The sequence below is a fragment of the Wolbachia endosymbiont of Trichogramma pretiosum genome, assembly GCF_001439985.1.
In the GTDB taxonomy this organism is placed as follows: Bacteria; Pseudomonadota; Alphaproteobacteria; order Rickettsiales; family Anaplasmataceae; genus Wolbachia.
Genome location: NZ_CM003641.1, coordinates 165,590 through 182,740, shown reverse-complemented (window position 1 = coordinate 182,740; position 17,151 = coordinate 165,590). Strand labels below are relative to the sequence as shown.

Below are 17,151 nucleotides of genomic sequence, written 5' to 3'. Positions count from 1 at the left end.
GTTACTTTTTAAAGAAAGCATCGATGCACGCATCCCTAAAGGCTTCATTTATATCAGGATGAGAATGACAAATTCTGTATATATCCTCTGCTGCTGCACCATATGCCATTGCAACTGCTGCCTCATTGATTAGCGTATCAGCGTATGCTCCTATGATATGTACACCAAGTATTGTATCTGCTTTGCTACAAGTCAGAACTTTCACGAATCCCTCAGCATCGTCAGTGACTTTTGCCCTACCGTTCGCAGCAAATTGACATTTACCAACTTTATACTTTCGACCAGCACTTTTGAGTTCTTCTTCAGTTTTACCGATTGAAGAAACTGCAGGGTGGGTGTAAATGACTGACGGTATGATTTCATAATCAACGTGAGGCAATTGCCCTGCTAGTATCTCTACAACTGCCACCCCTTCTTCCTCAGCTTTGTGAGCAAGCATTGCTCCACCAATCACATCACCAATAGCAAATATTCCTTTCACATTAGTTTCATATCTGTTGTTAACTTGAATGAAACCGCGATTATCTTTTTCCATTTTTTCATCAACACCAAGACCATCAGTACATGGTTTGCGTCCTGCTGCCACCAATACCTTATCCGCCTCTATAGAGTTTGTTTGATTATCTTTTACAGAGCAAACTTTCACACTCAAAGAGTTACTACTTTGTTCTATTCTCTCAACTTTAGTGCTAAGTAAAAATTTTATTCCTTGTTTTTGTAGACTGGAAAGTAGAGACTTACTTAATTCTCCATCCATTGCTGCAGCGATTCTGTCAAAAAATTCTACCACAGTGACTTCAGACCCTAGCCTCCTCCATACAGAAGACATTTCAAGCCCTATTGCCCCGGCTCCGATTACGACAAGTTTTTTTGGTACTTCAGTTAAAGACAATGCACCAGTTGATGAAATAATACTTTTCTCATCGAGATTAATTCCTGGCAAAGAAATAACGTCAGAACCGGTTGCAATTACTATATTTTTTGTCTTCAGCACCTTACCTTCAACTAAAACTTCAAGGTTGCCTTGATCAAAAGAAGTAATTTTTCCAAGTCCATTGATCTTAGTAATTTTGTAAAGGTTAAACAGATATTCTATGCCTTTTCCAAGTTCCTGAACTCTAGCGTCTTTATAGCCTATCATTTCTCTCAAATCGAGACTTACATCCTTAACTTTTATGCCAAGTTTTAATAGATTATTTTTCACGCTAGCATATTGATAAGAGGAATAGAGTAATGCTTTTGATGGTATACACCCAACTCGCAAACACGTGCCACCAAAAATGCTATTTTTGTCTATACAAGCAACTTTGAGTCCAAGTTTTGCAGCAGCAATAGCGCATTTGTAACCACCTGGACCACCACCTATAATAATCAAATCATAATCAGTCATAAAAAACAGACCTATTTTCTAAAGAATAAACACCATTTCCTTCAGTCGTTATATATATTTTACCATGGGTAAATACTGGAGGATGAAACACATTACCGGGTATTTTAATCACTCTTCCCGTACTTTCAGATCCAGGAAAAGCAAATATTAAACCTTTATTACTTGTTACCCAGAGCGTATGGGCATCCATAATTGGAACAAACAATTGCACATTCTCTATAAAATCAGATGTCCAAACTGTTTTTCCACTTTGTATGTCTATGCCAATTACCTTGTTATCTTTAGTCACCATAAAAATTCTTCCGCCTTCTTTTTGTTTCTCTTCAGGAACAAGAGGGCTATAATATGACTCAATATTTGATATATTTTTTACTTGTAGTGGCCTTGACCATAAAATATTTCCTGAGTTTACATCAATGCTATAAATATAAGAGTTGCTCGTAGCTATTAAGATATTATCGTGTACTCTAGGTGTAGTAGTTACATCTGTAAGCTGTGTTTCTAAAAGATTTGTAGCTAATTTTTGGCTCCATAATTTTTTACCTTCTTCATTAAAAGATATTAACTCGCCATTTGAAAATGGTGCCATTATTTTATCATTAGAGACTACTGGTGAGACGGAATATAAACCTCGAACCTCATTTATACCATTTTGATAAGCCCAAATGGGTCTGCCATCTCTTATATCAAATACATGTAGATAGTTCTCAATAGTCAATACCACCAACTTATTGTTTACTACTATTGCTTTCCCTCTTGCCGGAGCTCTTAATTCTTTTTCCCATTGAATCTTCCCTGTTTTCGCATCTATTGTATGTAGAATGTTATCCACTATAAAGAAAACATTTTCTTTATAGCTCGATAAACTCATATTACCAATTTTTTTCCTACTTGAGAGGTATAATTTCCAATTTGTAACTCTTGGGTTATCGATATCAAAGGAATATAAGTTACCGTGCTTGTCTGGTAAAATAACGCTATTTTCTGTAAGTATCGGAGCTACATATCCTTGAGATAATTTTTTATCTACTAAACCTATTCGTTCGCTCGCTATTGTATAATTACTATACAATAGTATTATCATGACAATTATTATTTTCATTATCTAGTGAAAACAAGATCCATTAATATACATACTAGAAACGTAAATCACAACGAAAATGTTCTTAATTGTGGATCAAAAGCATTAACGTAATGTCATGCTATTATGTAAAGATTCTCTTACTGTAATAATTTTATCAATTATTGATTAAAACACATTCCGATAGCCCAGACCAACGCTGTCAGTAATATTACTATAATATGAAATGGAAGTGGATGCATCATTTTTACGATGAAAGATATTATTGTAATGTCATTCATTTAAACTATGAATATCAATTTGAAAAATGTACATTGTCTTATACTATAGTACCTAAAAGTAAATGCTCAACATACAAAATAACGCTTCACTTTGCAGGCAATGGATATTCTTGGCAGTACTTGCTCTTGCTTGTTCTGGACTGCTGTCAATAATTGTTATTTTTCTACGATTGCCTTTTATTTCTTCTCTCATTCCTTCTGCACAATATATCTTTGATAATGCACTGGTGATACACGTAAATTTGTCAATTTTGGTATGGATGTGCTCTATAATATCTCTGCTCTTCATCATAAACTTAAAAACCAATCATTGGTTTAACTTCTCATGGATTCTCTCAATCCTTTCCATGCTGCTAATGTTTATATCTGCATTTGTTCCAAACACTGAAGTTATCAAAAGTAACTATATACCTGTGTTACAAAACAAATTATTTTTACTTGGACTCAGTCTTTTCATTACCAGCATATTGATAAATACAGCTCTAGCCTACATGTCAGATAAACAAGACTCATATCTTTCAATCGGACAAATTGGCCTGGTCATTATACTTGTGTCATCATTTCTTTGTGTTGTTTTAGCACATAAAAATATGCCTCCAGGTCTATATCATTCAGACAAGAATTTATTTTATGAATATCTCTTTTGGGGAGGCGGACATTTACTGCAGTTTGCCTTTACTCAAGCAATGTTTTTAGTTTATTTGATCATACTGAATGCTCGCTATATTAGTCTAAATAAAATTACCATTTTACCACTATTTATAAACACAGTTTTGACCGTAGGTGCGCCATTTATATACTTTATTTATTCGGTGGATAGTGCTGAATTGATACAGTTTTTTACCTGGCATATGAGAATTGCTGGAGCAGTTCTGCCGTGCTTTTTAACAATATTAGTGTGTTGCAACACAAAAACTCTGCTCAATGATAAGGGCAATCATCTTCTCCACTCGTTTGTATTATTCATTTATGGAGGTGTGCTTGGAGTGCTAACTATTGAAGGAAATGTCACTATCCCTGCGCATTATCACGGTTCTGTGGTTGGTATTACTATAGCTTTTATGAATTTTATCTACTGGCTGTTACCAAAATTGGGCTGTAAAGAAATAAAAATCTCCATAGTAAGATTACAGATTTATGCATATAGCTTTGGACATTTTCTCCACATTACTGGACTTGTTTGGCTTGGTGGATATGGTGCCTTAAGAAAAGTTGCAGATCTGCCAAGTATTTCATCAATGTTGGCACGTGCTTGTTTTATTACGGGTGGAGCTATATCAGTTATTGGTGGAATGTCATTCGTAATAATTGTGATTTTACATCTTCTTAAAGGCAAGGCTCGTACCAACCAACCCACAGAAAGAAAACTAAAATTTTAGTGTAAAATTACTATTTTTACTTTCTACTATGGCTCAAATAACCTGCTTCAAATTTGGAAAGGTAATAAAATAAAAAAAACTATATCAAGCTAGACTGAATTCTTATTTACTACTCCTTGTGGTTCTTGTGTTCCATTCACTTGAGAGCTAGGTTTTATTATTAAACCACTAGCTAAGAATGCAGATACTTTTGCTATAACAACGATTAACCACATGTCAAATTTAGTTGTATGTTCAAGTGTAATATACACTACTAACCCAAAAGCAAAACCAGTACTAGCAGTAGCGATGTATGTTACTTTTTCTTTTAGTTGTTTATTTGCTTCATTTTTGGTTTCTAATATTTTCTTTTCTTGCTGTAACTGCTTGATTTGAGTATTTATTTTTTGTTTCAGTTCATTAGATACTTCACTTTTTAGTTCATTTTTTATTTTAGATATTGCCTTTTCTAGACTTTTTTTTAACTTCTAGTTCCAACACATCCTCAATCAATTCTGCTAGTTTTATTTTTTCGTTGGAGGGTAGATAGTATGGATCATATAGAGCATTAACAAGATCTTGTAAATCAGAAAATTTAAAATCAGGCATAATAAATCTCAATACTAAAAATTTATCGTGTAATACATAAAAAACTAAAATCAAGAAATTTTGTATTGTAAACTAAAATATCAGACATTAAAATTGCTGTATTTGCTCAATTGTGCTAACTTAAAGCTTAAAACTGAAAAATATTTATGTTGGAAGAAAAATACAGCTTTAGAGAAGTTGAAGACAAATACAATGTATTATGGGAAGGAAGTAAAGTTTATAAATGGAGTAGTGAAAAGGGTAACACTTTCACTATAGATACGCCCCCACCAACGATATCAGGAAAGTTGCATATTGGCCATATATTCAGCTATTGCCACACAGACTTTGTTGCAAGGTTTCAGCGTATGCTGGGAAAAGATGTATTTTATCCAATTGGGTTTGATGATAATGGCCTTCCGACTGAAAGGTTAGTTGAGCAAACCTATAAAACCCGCGCAAAAGAAGTTGGCAGAGAAAAATTTATAGAGATGTGCCATGAGGTTATTGAAAAATCAAAGCAAGAATTCAAGGAATTGTTTAAATCAGTTGGCATTAGCTATGACTGGGATTTGGAATACCACACGATCAGCAAGGAAGCTGTGGCACTTTCTCAAATGTCATTCATTGATCTATATAATAAAGGGTACGCATACAGAAAAATGCAACCTATTCTTTGGGACCCAGTCGATAAAACTGCAATTGCACAAGCAGAAATAGAGGATAAAGTCTTTGAGTCATTTTTGAACACGATAGTTTTTTCCACTGAAGAAAATGAGCAGATTAAGATTGCAACTACAAGGCCTGAGTTGCTTCCAGCATGTGTTGCAGTTTTTTGCCATCCAGAAGATGCACGCTACACTCAGCTGATTGGAAAAATAGCCGTGGTTCCAATAACAGGAGCAAAAGTTCCAATAATAGCTGATGATAAAGTTAAAATAGATAAAGGTACTGGGCTTGTTATGTGCTGTACGTTTGGTGATGAGCTCGACATATATTGGCAGCAAAAGTATGATCTACCGATGAAAATTATTATCGATCAGGATGATAGGATAAGTCTAGATTCAGTATATGGTAATAATAGATCCCAGTGTCAAGGCACTGGGATAACAAAAGGGAGTGAAATTCCAGTGCTTAACACTGGAATCCAGCCATTAGAGGAGACACACGCTCCAGCGCGTGACGCTAGAATCTACGATGGAATAAACGGCCTAAGGGTTAAAGAAGCAAGAAAAAGAATTATTAAAATCCTGACTGAAAAGGACCTTTTGATAGAAAGTACTAACATTTCTCATTTCGTAAAGTGTGCAGAAAGATCTGGCGCATTACTTGAAATATTACCAACTTATCAATGGTTTATCAAGATTTTAGAGCAAAAAGCTCAAGTGTTAGATAAAGTAAAAAAGTGTAGTTGGCATCCAAAGTTTATGCGTAAACGCATGGAGGTATGGATAGAAGGGCTAAATTGGGACTGGTGCATTTCAAGACAGCGTTATTTTGGTGTGCCATTTCCGGTGTGGTATTCAAAACGCAAAGGGGAGGAGGGTAAAATCATTCTAGCTGAAGTAAAGGATTTGCCTATCGATCCACTCAAAGATTTGCCAAAAGGGTATATTAAAGAAGAGGTTGCCCCAGACCAAGATGTAATGGATACTTGGGCCACAAGTGCGATCACTATTCAACTAAGTGCACTAGCAGTAAACAATGATCTCGGTTTACCAAGCCATCGGTATGATAAGATATTTCCTGCAGATCTACGCAGCCAAAGTCATGAGATAATAAGAACTTGGGCTTTTTATACGATTTTGAAGGCACATTATCATGCAGATTCACTGCCGTGGAAAAATATAATGATTAGTGGTTGGTGTTTGGCCGATGATAAAAAAAAGATGAGTAAATCAAAAGGTAATATCATCACTCCTCATGTAATGCTTGAAACCTATGGAGCTGACGTAGTACGCTATTGGGCAGCAAACTCAAGACTTGGAGTTGACACAGTCTACTCTGAAAATATCTTCAAAATTGGCAAACGACTTGTTACGAAACTTTGGAATGCTAGCAAATTTGTTTCCATATTTATGGAAAAACATCAAGCATTGATCATAAATTCCATCAGTGAGACGATGGATAAGTGGATATTGTCCAAATTATATAAAGTGATAGAAAAAACGACGAACAACCTATTACAGTTTGAATACTGCGAAGCTTTGGGCGCAATAGAAGAATTTTTTTGGAAAGATTTTTGTGATAATTACTTAGAGTTAGTTAAAAAACGTGCATATGGAGATGCATTGGACAGCGAGGCAAACATGAGTGCGAAACAGAGTTTGGCATATGTACTCAATATTATTTTGAGGTTATTTGCACCATTTTTGCCATACATTACAGAGGAAATATATCATCAGTTGTATAGTTATAACTCTATTCACAATAAAAGTAATTGGCCTAATAAGGAAGAACTTATCTATGAGAAGTATTCTGAGGAAATGGGAGATAATTTCGTGCAGATATTAAACCTTGTGAGAAAAATAAAAGCAGATAATAACGTATCAGTTAAGCATCCTATACAAAAGTTGATGATAAAAGCGAGTGTAAAAGAGGATGAGTTAAATTATTCTGCTCAGCATGATTTGCAGTCAGTTTGCAATGCTGAAGTGATAGAATGGGTTGAGAGTACAGACGCAGAGGTTATAACTGAGAATGGAAAATTTACTGTAAGTTTATTGATTGATGTAACTTAGCATTCGTATTACTATACTAATTATTTAGTTGTGAGATAATAATGATTGGTAATTCATACAATAATAAAATTGAGGAACAAAAAGATGGTTATCATGACTTCATTCAAAGGTTTTTGTTTTTCCTCGGTAAGATAAAAGAAAAGAATAAATCAGTTCACACTGCTGTAGCTAGTTTTTGCATATTATCTTTGTTTAATAAAATATAATGCCAATTTTAATGAAGATGAAGTATATAAAGCCGTTATCCAAGATTTCAATAATGTAAAGGAGATGAGACTAGAGCTTCAAGATAAGGCTAAAAAAGTATTAAATGGGTATATTGAAAGTATCGTTAAAAAAGTGTCAGTATATGGTGGTTGTGTAGAAGTTAAATTAGGGGCTAATAAAAACAAATTCAAAGTCAGTGAGTTTTGAATAGTAATTTCTGCCAAGATAATGGAATTATAGGGTTTTTAACTCTGCATAGCAATGGAAAAATGGAATGCACGGTTTTGTTTCTGAAGAAGGAATAAGGCACTATGTTGTAACTGATGGTGCATACGAAATGACTCTGAATTGGTATGATGAGGACGGAAAAAAAAGTGCACTATTATAATTAATATTGATGCTAATGGTATAGAACTTATCGAGTGTAATCGTGTTACAGATGATCAATTGAAAGAAAATAAAGATGTAAAATGGTTAACTTATTCTTGTATCAAAGAAAATTTAGAAATAAGGAGAAAGGCAATCATAAATCATCTGAGATTGTGATAGAAAATAGTAATAGAAATATTAACATTCAAACAACTCAAGAATTGAGCGTGGCAGCAAAGAAGCTCAAATAGGCAGTACTAAAGTGCAAGATAAAATTGCACAAGTTGTAGATGACAGCTTAAACGAAAGAATTAATAAATTGGAAAAAAAAAATACAAGATTAATTGGAAATAATCAAACTATATTAAAACAATTACAGCAAAGAATGAGAAAGGTAGAGGAATTAAATGGAAAAGTAAGGGAAAAAGATGAAGTTTTGGCTGAAGTAACACAAAAACTCAAGCAGCTAAGTGATTCGGTAGAGAGTGAATTTGAAAGGAGAAAAGTAGAGAATGAAAAGTTAGAGGAGAAATTAAGGAAAGCGCAAAAAGAGATACAAAAGTTAAGTAAAGAAAAAGCTGAATTAGTGCAAGAAAATCAAGGCTTGGAAGAATATACTAAAATTCTAGTTGTCAAAATACAAAAACTAGTTAATCAAATAGGGCGATCAGATCCTAAACTGGATGAATCAATAAATGAAAATTAAAGGTTAGAACAGGATAGGTGATGAATATACTGAAATCCAGAGATTAGAAAGTCAATCACATGAATTATAATCTAAAAAAGCAATAGAATTGATGACATTTTTAGCAAAGAAAGAGAAAAAAATAGCAGAGTTAGAAGCGCAGTTGGAAAAAGAAAGTTCTGAAACTTATTATTTAACTATAACAGTTTAGACTTGACCTGACAGAAGAATCGAAGAAGTCAAAACCGACATCAGAATCTATTTTAATGTTATCAATATTTTTTTTTGGTAAGCAATATGAATACTATCAAAAAAGGTCTGCATAGGAATAGCAATACTTACTGGAATGAGGTCTATCTCTGTTATAAGAATGCAACCAATGATCGACATCTAATTGAAGCTCCTCCAAAGTACTATAAATCTTTTTCCTAAAGATAATATTGTAACATTCATCTTGCATAGTTCTATGAAACCTTTCACATATACCATTAGTCTGTGGAGAATAAGCTTTGGTTCTAGAATGATCAATATTTTCTACTCTCAAACATAACAGGTACGCATGATTCCCTAGTTTACCACAATACTATGTACCAAGATCAGTTAAAATGCGTAGCAATGGAACTTTCTGTTTATCAAAAAATGGTATAACTCTATCATTGAGAAGATCTGCAGCTGTGATAGCAGTTTTCTCCGTATAAAGCTTAGCGAAGGCCACTATAGAGTAGGTGTCAATAAAAGTTTGTTGATAAATTCTTCCAATACCTTTGATATTGCCTACATAATAGGCATCTTGATTACCTAAGTATCCAGGGTGTTGTTTCTAACATTGGCTTCTTTTTGTTCCTTAGTTTTTTTTCTAAAGCAGCAACTTGCTCCTCTGTTAAAATTATACCGTCTTGGACCACCTTTGCTTCCAGGGCTTTCAATCTCTTTTTAAAATTTTCGAGATCGTTTCTTTGCCATATTGACCTTATACCACTAGCAGATATTAGAATTCCTTTTTTCTTTAATTCATTAGCTGCTCTTTCTTGTCCATATGCTGGAAACTCTACTGCTATTTTAACTACTGCTTCTTCTGTATCCTTTGGTACTCTATTGGTAAGTAATGGTTTGCTTTTGTTTATCTCATATAATGCTTTTCCCCTCCTGTTTCATATAGCTCTTTGAAGCGGTAAAATGTATCCCTTGCATACCCCATTACTTTACACGCTTGGGATACATCTCCTAATTGCTTTGCAAGTTCTAGTAACCCCAACTTTGGTTCTAGTGTTTTTCTTGTGTTGTACTCATTTCTGACACTCATTTATAATTTATTTATATTTTTATCTTGCTTCATTAAGCTGTTAGATCAGGTCTAAACTGTTACATTAAGCCAGTTGATTTTTTTGTTCCGCTACAATGACTTTTGATTTTCACTATCAGAGTGTACACCATTATGTTGTTCAGTCATAGGTTTTTTCGGCACACCCTATTTAGTATTGCTTCTATCATTTTTAGTTTTGTCACTCGCATTATCTTCTTCTTTTGACTGAGCGCTATTTCTGATTTCTGGATTCTTAACATGAATACTATTCTTGCTTCCTTCATCTGTAGTTTCGCTATTTACATTATGTTCTTCTTGTTTTTTTAATAATGGATTTTCTACAAAATTAAGAGTTGATTGTTGAACAGTACTCTTAGATTGACCTTTTTTTTTGGTTCAGTGCGACTGCTAATTCCTGATATAGCCACATTATAAGGCTTTTTACTATTACCATTATCCTGTGGAAGTGTCCAATTCTTTAAACCTCCGAGTGGTAAAGGAGGAGGTGGCGTTGGCGGAGCTGATGATGGTGTGTTATTATTAGATAAATCATTAGTAAGCACCTTTCTTCCTTATCATTAATATAGTACTAATAATAACTAAATTATTAGTATTTGTCAAAAAATTTATGAATAAGTTTATATTAAGATAATAAAAAGAAAAGAGAGAGGAGCAGTATTCTAAGAAGAAATAGAAACTGTTTTAAACCTCAAGGATCTTCCTTCATCACTTTGTTACTACAGCACATTATCGATGTTTTAGTATTAAGAATCATAAAAATAGCTTAGTGTTAGCTATTTTTATGATAACCTCTCTTAAAAAATTGATATTTTACAGTATTTTTGGTAGAATAATAGCTTAACGCTTAGAATAAAAGTTTATGAGTGAAGCACAAGGTCCAAATATTGCAGAATGGCAGGCACAGCAGCAACACCAGGAAGCCGCTGGTGAGAAAAGTGGTTTCGGTCTTGGTTATAGTGACTCTGTTGCAACAATTGTGGATGGAATGAAGTGGATGTTCAACTTTCATGAAGGAGCAATTGCTGCTTATAATAATGTGTTTGAAGGTTTGATCAGTGGTAGCAGTTTAGTAACGTTATTTGGGAAATCAGGTAATATATTTGGCATAAAATTTCTTGAAGGTCTTACGGAATATTTTTCAGGTGGTGGTGGAGAAGATATGCCATCAGAGGGAATGGGTATGGACTACGGTGATGAGGGGCATCATCCGGATGATTATCCCCACTCTAACAGTGAAATAGCTCAAAGTGCTGATGGTTTGCATGATATGCATGATGCAGGTGATCATCATGGCCAATATTTTTCACCTGGTCCTTCACCATCGGTTGGTGACAATCATGAGCTTGGTTGCTAAATAGCTAAGAAGATTTTATTGTAATTGGTGAAAAAAGTTTCAGTTTTAGGATCAACAGGAAGCATTGGAAAAAAGACTGTAGATTTGCTCTTAAAGAGAAAGGAAGAATATCAGGTGGAAGCACTAAGTGCCAATTCTAACTTTGCTCTACTAGCACGACAGGCAAATCTACTTAATGCGAAATATGCTGCCATTTCTGATGAAAGGTTCTACAAAGATTTAAAAGAAGATCTACTTAGTACAAACGTCAAAGTAGAAGTTGGCGCTCCAGGTCTAGAAAATGTTGCTTCTCTACCTGTTGATCTCTCAGTTGTTGCAATAGTTGGCATCGCAGGCCTTGATCCAGTTATAAAGGTCATAGAAAGCGGTACTAAAGTTATTGCCCTAGCAAATAAAGAAAGCATTGTTTGTGGTGGCAAGTTACTGCTTGAAAAAGCTAAAGAAAGGAGCGTACAAATAATTCCCATCGACTCTGAACACAACGCAATTTTTCAAGTTTTGCACAATGATGATAAATGTGTAGAAAAGGTTATACTCACTGCCTCTGGTGGACCATTTTTAAATTATAGCCTTGAACAATTAAAAGATATTACAGTAGATCAGGCACTAAATCACCCTACTTGGAAAATGGGAAAGAAAATCTCAGTTGATAGTGCAACAATGATGAATAAAGCACTAGAAATAATAGAAGCACATTATTTATTCAATATCAGTCCAAATAGAATTGAAGCAGTAGTGCACCCTGAATCGATAGTACATGGAATTGTCGTGTATCACGATGGATTCAGCTTTGCTGTGCTTGCAGAAACCGATATGGAAATTCCCATTGCATATGCTTTGTCTTGGCCAGAAAGATCAACTTTAAATTATAAATTAGATTTAACAAAGCAAGGAAAATTGACCTTTCAAGAACCAGGTCATAAACGTTTTCCTGCACTAAAGCTAAGCATGGAAGTATTAAATTCTTCTTCTCCACATACAAATAGTATTGTTTTGAACGCTGCAAATGAGATAGCTGTTAATGAATTCTTGAAATCACGAATCGGCTTTTTAGAAGTAGTAAAAGTAGTAAAATCAACAATAGAAAATTTTGACAAGTACTCTGATATTAACTCACTATCTGACATAATAAGTATCGATTGTGAAAGCCGTATTATTGCTAACAAAATTATTGAAAATAAAGGTATAAGTTCAGCAGAGTGGTAAAATAAGGTAGACGAGAAAAGACAACTCAATGGTCAAGTAGCCCCATTTCATACTCCTGTCATCCTAGTAGCTGACACTGGGATCCAAAAAAAAATTTACAAGCAAAATGAGCCTATGCTAAATTCAATGAGATTAAATGAAAAACTGGATTCCAGCATCAAGTGCTGGAATGATACCTTACCTGAACAGATGGATCACTTAGCATGTTCGCAACCAGCCTGAGAGAAGTTTACATCATTAACAACTGTATTTGCTCTATATAGAAACCACATCCTATTGCAAAAAAAAGCAACGAAGTTGCAGTAAGTGGAACTGGGTTGTCAACTACGAAACATAGACTAGCAGTAAGTATTCCAGGTAACAAAAAAAGTACAATCATAATTAGTTTGTTTCCTTTTTTGAGCGACTGCTTCTATCTTTAGGAATTCTGGTTCTACTTTTTTTTCTTGGCATATCCTGCAATACAATCTTTTGGATTTTTGTTTTCATAGTTTTTAATATTAATTTTGATCTTTGGATGTTGTAAGTAATATTTTTGTCATGTTTACATTTCCCAACTTGCAGGCAATGTGTAGAGCTGTATTTTTTTCCTTCTTGTCGGTCTTAATTTCCTCCTCTGCACGAGCATAATTTTGAAGTATAAATCCTTCATTAACAGGTTGTAAATTGTCAAGGTATATGCAGTGAAAACATGGACTCCTATCTACCACTCCTCTGTTATTACTAGTAACAAAAGCTGAAGCAATGCACATCAAAGGTGTCATCCCATCCTCAAAAGCATTAATATTCGCTCCTTCTTTCAATGCTTATTGAATAATGATTCCAAAGTTCTTCAGGTGTTATTCTTTCACCACTAGCATTTTGAAATTCAATAGCTTTAAACAACTTTTTTGTTGCTTCACTTGTACTAAACATCTTAACTCCCTATCACAACAAACCTGATAAATTATAAATAGAAAAAATTAAAATATCAACTATTAAGCTAATGATCCAGAATATACTCCTTCGTTAAAGGAGACTGAGCATTTGCAAAGATTTCTTGAGTACTTCCGAATTCAACAATCTTGCCATTGCAAAAGAAAACTATGCTGTCAGATAATTTTTTAGCTTGCTTCATCGAATGAGTTACCATAATTATGGTGAACCTCAATTTTAATTCTTGTATAAGATTTTCGATTGCATTGGTCGCCATTGGATCAAGAGCAGAGCATGGTTCATCCATTAATAAAATAGTTGGCTTTACTGCAATTGCACGAGCAATGCACAATCTTTGTTGCTGGCCACCAGATAAATTTAGTGCACTATCTTGCAATCTATCTTTCAACTCTTCCCATAAACCAACCTTAGTTAAACTACTCTCTACTATTTCATCTAATTTTTGCTTATTTTTCACCATTCCATGCAACTTAGGCCCATAAGCAACATTATCATATATTGACTTTGGAAAAGGATTGGGTTTTTGAAATACCATACCAACTTTTGCTCTGAGCAATACAACATCCATATCACGTGAATATATATTACCCAGCCCATCGATTACCAGTTCACCAGTCGCTCTACATCCAGGTACGTAATCATTCATACGATTAAAACAACGCAAAAATGTCGATTTACCGCACCCAGAAGGTCCGATAAAAGTTGTGACTTTCTTTTTGCAAATATTCAAATTTATATCGAATAAAACTTTTTTAGAGCCATACCAAAGATTTAAATTTTTAACGAAAGCGTATTTATCTCTCATACTAAATCCTGCATTGAATAAAGTCCTGAAGTTTTATTCTCGCACAACCATATTGCTGCCTTAATCGCCCCTCTAGCAAACGTTGTACGATCAATTGCCTTGTGATTTAATTCTACTCGTTCATTGGAATTGACAAACATGACACTGTGATCTCCTATTACTCCACCTCCACGAGATACTGCAAAGCCTATTCCTCCTTTCCCTCTTATATTTGAATTATTATGTGAATATTGATTGAGCTCAAAATCCACTTTTGCAGCGTTAGCAACTGCTTTACCAAACTCTATAGCTGTTCCAGATGGTGAATCCTTTTTTAAATTGTGATGCATTTCCCAAATTTCAACGTCATACTCATTACCTAAAAGGTTGGCAGCTTCTTTTACCAATTTCAGCAACACATTAACTCCTATACTCATATTCGCTGACCATAATATTGAAACTTTAGCAGCATATTCTTTTAAATTTAGACCTTCTATTCCAGTTGTGCCACTAACTAGCGGTTTTTTAAATTTCACGGCCGCCTTAAGGCATTCTAGCATACATTCTTTAGTTGTAAAATCTATTACAACATCGGACGATTCAAATACCTCACTAATAGAACTTGTAATTTTGACTCCTAAATTGCAATTATTTCCTACAATAGGCCCAATATCTAAGCCTATATACTCACTACCCAAGCGAGCAACAGCACCTGCTACTTCCACTTTGGTATTCGTAATTAATTCATTGAGTATTTTCTTACCCATTCTGCCTAAGCAGCCTATTACTCCAACTTTGATTTTCATAAAGCTTTTTCCACTATGTTAGGCTTTTTTTGAAGCTTTGTCATCTTTATAAGCTTAGCATATTTAGCCTTACACTGATAAAACTATAGCTATACATCGATGAATCTATTGAAAATAGATACGAAAATGATCCATATTATTGGAATAATAGACGAATTAGAAAAAGTGACGAAGGAGAAAGATGAGCTTGCTGCACAAGAAAAAGAATTACTCCATAAAATCTCATATTTGTGTAAACAGTTACAGGAAAAAGAAGATAATCTAACTGAGAGGAAAAAACTTATAATCGAATTAAAAAGAAAAATAGACAGTGATAAAGATGAAGAATTATATAAGGAAATAGACAAATTACGTAAAGAGAAATATATACTATATATAAAAAAGAAGAATTACATAAAACAAAAGAAGAACTTTGTATGAAATTAGATGAACTACAATGTAAATTTAAAGAAATTGATCAGAAAAATAAAAACTTATCTCAAGAGTTAAAAAGGAAATTTGAAGAGCTAGATAAAGCAGACGGTTTAATTAAAAATCAATCTTTTGAGTCAGACAGAATAAGACAAGATTGTAATAACGAAGTGAAAAATTTAAGAAATTCTCTTTTAGAGCGAGACAGTCAAATAAAACAACTTCAATATGTGATAGATAAGATAGAAGAATCGATGAGAGAAAATGAAACAATTAAAGATGATAGCAAAAAAAATAGTATTAGGAGAGACTCAGAAAATAAAATTTATATTAGGGCAGCTTGTACAATTCAAGCCAATTAAAGGTTCCAAAACATCGGAGGAAACGTCTGATCCTTTACAGGAAGATCTTGGATATGCCAGTCGTTCACCCACTCCGACCAGATTATCGTGTTCAATGTCTATACAAAGCATTGCAAGTGGACCAATCCCTGAATATGGATTGTAAAATGCAACAATTACTCTTATTATAAATAAAATCATACAAGATAATGAACCCAATAATATGCGCACTAGACACACAAGATTTGAATAAAGCTATATCTTTAGCTAATGTTCTGCGTGATAAGGTTGGCATGATCAAGCTTGGGTTAGAATTTTTTGCTGCACATGGCCCTTCTGGAGTGAGAGAAGTTGCAAAATGCAATATACCAATTTTTTTAGATCTGAAATTGCATGATATTCCAAACACTGTCGCTAGAACGATTGAAGCAATCAAGATTCTAGATGTTGAAATGATAACATTACATATCAGTGGTGGAACAAAAATACTTAAAGAAGCACTAAGTGTAGTGCAAGGAAAGAAAATAAAGCTAATTGGAGTAACAGTACTGACCAGCATGATCAATGAAGATCTGAGTGAACTAGGAGTAGCAAGGGAAGCAAAATCACAGGTAATTTTGCTGGCAAAGCTTGCAAAAAAGATTGGACTACATGGAGTAGTTTGCTCTGCACTAGAAGCTCAAGAAGTGCGCCAAAAATGTGGTAAAGACTTTAAAATTATTACTCCAGGAATCCGTATGAATTCAACTCATAATGATCAAAAAAGGACAGCAACACCAAAAGAAGCAATAAATTCAGGAACCGATTATATCATAATTGGCAGACCCATTACAAAAAGTGACAATCCCGCAAGTAGTGCAGAATTAATATTGAAATCCCTTACTGATTGAAGCAGGGCAGATAAGGTACCATAGAGTAAAAGCAACAAATAGTATGTATCCGTCCGGCAGGGTGGTAAAACAAAGTAGACGAGAAAAGATAACTAAATGGGTGTAATCCCAGCGCTTGACACTGGGATCCAGATATAAAAGGTATTCGCAAATTATGCAGTAAACAATAGTACTTAAGGACATATGTCAAAAACAATGTCCAAAAACCAGATCCCAGTGTCAAGCACTGGGATGACATCATAGACACGCAAAGCTACTTATTTCGAAAACAGTATGTTAAACTAATTTTGCCTCGAACACAAAGGCAGTGCTTGACACCGTTTACTATGCAAATTGCCACAATGTTCGTACAGCTATGAATAAAATGATAAAAAGATGATAATTAAAGGATAACATTTA

The 17,151-nt window shown here is 34.2% G+C and carries 19 protein-coding genes and 1 pseudogene; 10 read left to right on the top strand and 10 right to left on the bottom strand.

All coding sequences use genetic code 11. The annotated features are described in order from the left end of the window. Position 1: 1 nt before the first annotated feature. Together lpdA and wTpre_RS00850 are read right to left on the bottom strand one after the other, a co-directional pair. Entirely contained in the window at positions 2-1,390 is a 1,389-nt protein-coding gene (lpdA, locus tag wTpre_RS00855; RefSeq protein ID WP_068651267.1) for a dihydrolipoyl dehydrogenase, read from the bottom strand. Beyond that, positions 1,383-2,492, bottom strand: coding sequence for an outer membrane protein assembly factor BamB family protein (locus wTpre_RS00850; RefSeq protein ID WP_068651264.1), 1,110 nt, complete (start codon positions 2,490-2,492; stop codon positions 1,383-1,385). The genes lpdA and wTpre_RS00850 overlap by 8 nt, the downstream gene beginning before the upstream one ends. Positions 2,493-2,814: 322 nt before the next feature. On the opposite strand from wTpre_RS00850, the gene wTpre_RS00845 reads away from it, so the two are divergent. Then, positions 2,815-4,131 carry a cbb3-type cytochrome c oxidase subunit I gene (locus tag wTpre_RS00845; RefSeq protein ID WP_068651262.1) on the top strand — a complete coding sequence of 439 codons (1,317 nt, stop codon included), beginning with the start codon at positions 2,815-2,817 and terminating at the stop codon, positions 4,129-4,131. Positions 4,132-4,220: 89 nt separating this feature from the next. On the opposite strand, the gene wTpre_RS06180 is transcribed toward wTpre_RS00845, so the two are convergent. Together wTpre_RS06180 and wTpre_RS06175 are read right to left on the bottom strand one after the other, a co-directional pair. Then, positions 4,221-4,382, bottom strand: coding sequence for a hypothetical protein (locus wTpre_RS06180; RefSeq protein ID WP_245609478.1), 162 nt, complete (start codon positions 4,380-4,382; stop codon positions 4,221-4,223). A gap of 181 nt (positions 4,383-4,563) precedes the next feature. After that, positions 4,564-4,719 (bottom strand): hypothetical protein, encoded by a 156-nt coding sequence (locus tag wTpre_RS06175; protein ID WP_245609477.1) that lies wholly within the window; start codon positions 4,717-4,719, stop codon positions 4,564-4,566. Between the two features lie 146 nt (positions 4,720-4,865). On the opposite strand from wTpre_RS06175, the gene wTpre_RS00835 reads away from it, so the two are divergent. The 4 genes from wTpre_RS00835 to wTpre_RS06160 all read left to right on the top strand — a co-directional run bounded on the left by wTpre_RS00835 (position 4,866) and on the right by wTpre_RS06160 (position 8,721). Next, positions 4,866-7,439: a valine--tRNA ligase gene (locus tag wTpre_RS00835; RefSeq protein ID WP_068651259.1), complete on the top strand. Its 2,574-nt coding sequence runs from the start codon at positions 4,866-4,868 to the stop codon at positions 7,437-7,439. A 41-nt stretch (positions 7,440-7,480) separates the two neighbouring features. After that, complete coding sequence (locus tag wTpre_RS06170; protein WP_245609476.1) at positions 7,481-7,645, top strand: hypothetical protein; 165 nt, start codon at positions 7,481-7,483, stop codon at positions 7,643-7,645. Between the two features lie 64 nt (positions 7,646-7,709). Further along, positions 7,710-7,853 (top strand): hypothetical protein, encoded by a 144-nt coding sequence (locus tag wTpre_RS06165; protein WP_245609475.1) that lies wholly within the window; start codon positions 7,710-7,712, stop codon positions 7,851-7,853. A gap of 424 nt (positions 7,854-8,277) precedes the next feature. Beyond that, the gene (locus wTpre_RS06160) at positions 8,278-8,721 is read left to right on the top strand and encodes a hypothetical protein (protein ID WP_245609474.1); all 444 of its coding nucleotides are present in this window, start codon (positions 8,278-8,280) and stop codon (positions 8,719-8,721) included. 237 nt (positions 8,722-8,958) lie between these two features. Here wTpre_RS06160 and wTpre_RS05795 read toward each other — a convergent pair. Then, positions 8,959-10,003 (bottom strand): annotated as a pseudogene (locus tag wTpre_RS05795) (IS481 family transposase). 338 nt (positions 10,004-10,341) lie between these two features. Then, positions 10,342-10,566 carry a hypothetical protein gene (locus wTpre_RS05790; protein ID WP_068651255.1) on the bottom strand — a complete coding sequence of 75 codons (225 nt, stop codon included), beginning with the start codon at positions 10,564-10,566 and terminating at the stop codon, positions 10,342-10,344. A 317-nt stretch (positions 10,567-10,883) separates the two neighbouring features. Here wTpre_RS05790 and wTpre_RS00815 point away from each other — a divergent pair, with 317 nt between their 5' ends. Together wTpre_RS00815 and dxr are read left to right on the top strand one after the other, a co-directional pair. After that, positions 10,884-11,378: a hypothetical protein gene (locus wTpre_RS00815; RefSeq protein WP_068651253.1), complete on the top strand. Its 495-nt coding sequence runs from the start codon at positions 10,884-10,886 to the stop codon at positions 11,376-11,378. A 27-nt stretch (positions 11,379-11,405) separates the two neighbouring features. Continuing rightward, positions 11,406-12,584 (top strand): 1-deoxy-D-xylulose-5-phosphate reductoisomerase, encoded by a 1,179-nt coding sequence (dxr, locus tag wTpre_RS00810; protein WP_068651251.1) that lies wholly within the window; start codon positions 11,406-11,408, stop codon positions 12,582-12,584. A gap of 500 nt (positions 12,585-13,084) precedes the next feature. Here dxr and wTpre_RS06155 read toward each other — a convergent pair whose 3' ends face one another. From wTpre_RS06155 to dapB, 4 genes are all read right to left on the bottom strand, one after another. Beyond that, positions 13,085-13,387, bottom strand: a complete 303-nt coding sequence (locus wTpre_RS06155) for an ankyrin repeat domain-containing protein (protein WP_245609473.1) — start codon at positions 13,385-13,387, stop codon at positions 13,085-13,087. Further along, the gene (locus wTpre_RS07145; protein WP_256359290.1) at positions 13,365-13,499 is read right to left on the bottom strand and encodes a hypothetical protein; all 135 of its coding nucleotides are present in this window, start codon (positions 13,497-13,499) and stop codon (positions 13,365-13,367) included. Before wTpre_RS07145 ends, wTpre_RS06155 begins: the two co-directional genes overlap by 23 nt. A gap of 67 nt (positions 13,500-13,566) precedes the next feature. Continuing rightward, positions 13,567-14,325, bottom strand: coding sequence for a phosphate ABC transporter ATP-binding protein PstB (gene pstB / locus wTpre_RS00800; RefSeq protein ID WP_068651249.1), 759 nt, complete (start codon positions 14,323-14,325; stop codon positions 13,567-13,569). Beyond that, positions 14,322-15,110, bottom strand: a complete 789-nt coding sequence (gene dapB / locus wTpre_RS00795) for a 4-hydroxy-tetrahydrodipicolinate reductase (RefSeq protein ID WP_068651247.1) — start codon at positions 15,108-15,110, stop codon at positions 14,322-14,324. Before dapB ends, pstB begins: the two co-directional genes overlap by 4 nt. 99 nt (positions 15,111-15,209) lie before the next feature. Here dapB and wTpre_RS06150 point away from each other — a divergent pair, with 99 nt between their 5' ends. From wTpre_RS06150 to pyrF, 3 genes are all read left to right on the top strand, one after another. After that, positions 15,210-15,530, top strand: a complete 321-nt coding sequence (locus tag wTpre_RS06150; protein ID WP_245609472.1) for a hypothetical protein — start codon at positions 15,210-15,212, stop codon at positions 15,528-15,530. Then, positions 15,527-15,883, top strand: a complete 357-nt coding sequence (locus wTpre_RS06145) for a hypothetical protein (RefSeq protein WP_245609471.1) — start codon at positions 15,527-15,529, stop codon at positions 15,881-15,883. Before wTpre_RS06150 ends, wTpre_RS06145 begins: the two co-directional genes overlap by 4 nt. 188 nt (positions 15,884-16,071) lie before the next feature. Continuing rightward, positions 16,072-16,752 (top strand): orotidine-5'-phosphate decarboxylase, encoded by a 681-nt coding sequence (pyrF, locus tag wTpre_RS00785; protein WP_068651246.1) that lies wholly within the window; start codon positions 16,072-16,074, stop codon positions 16,750-16,752. Positions 16,753-17,151 lie beyond the last annotated feature (399 nt).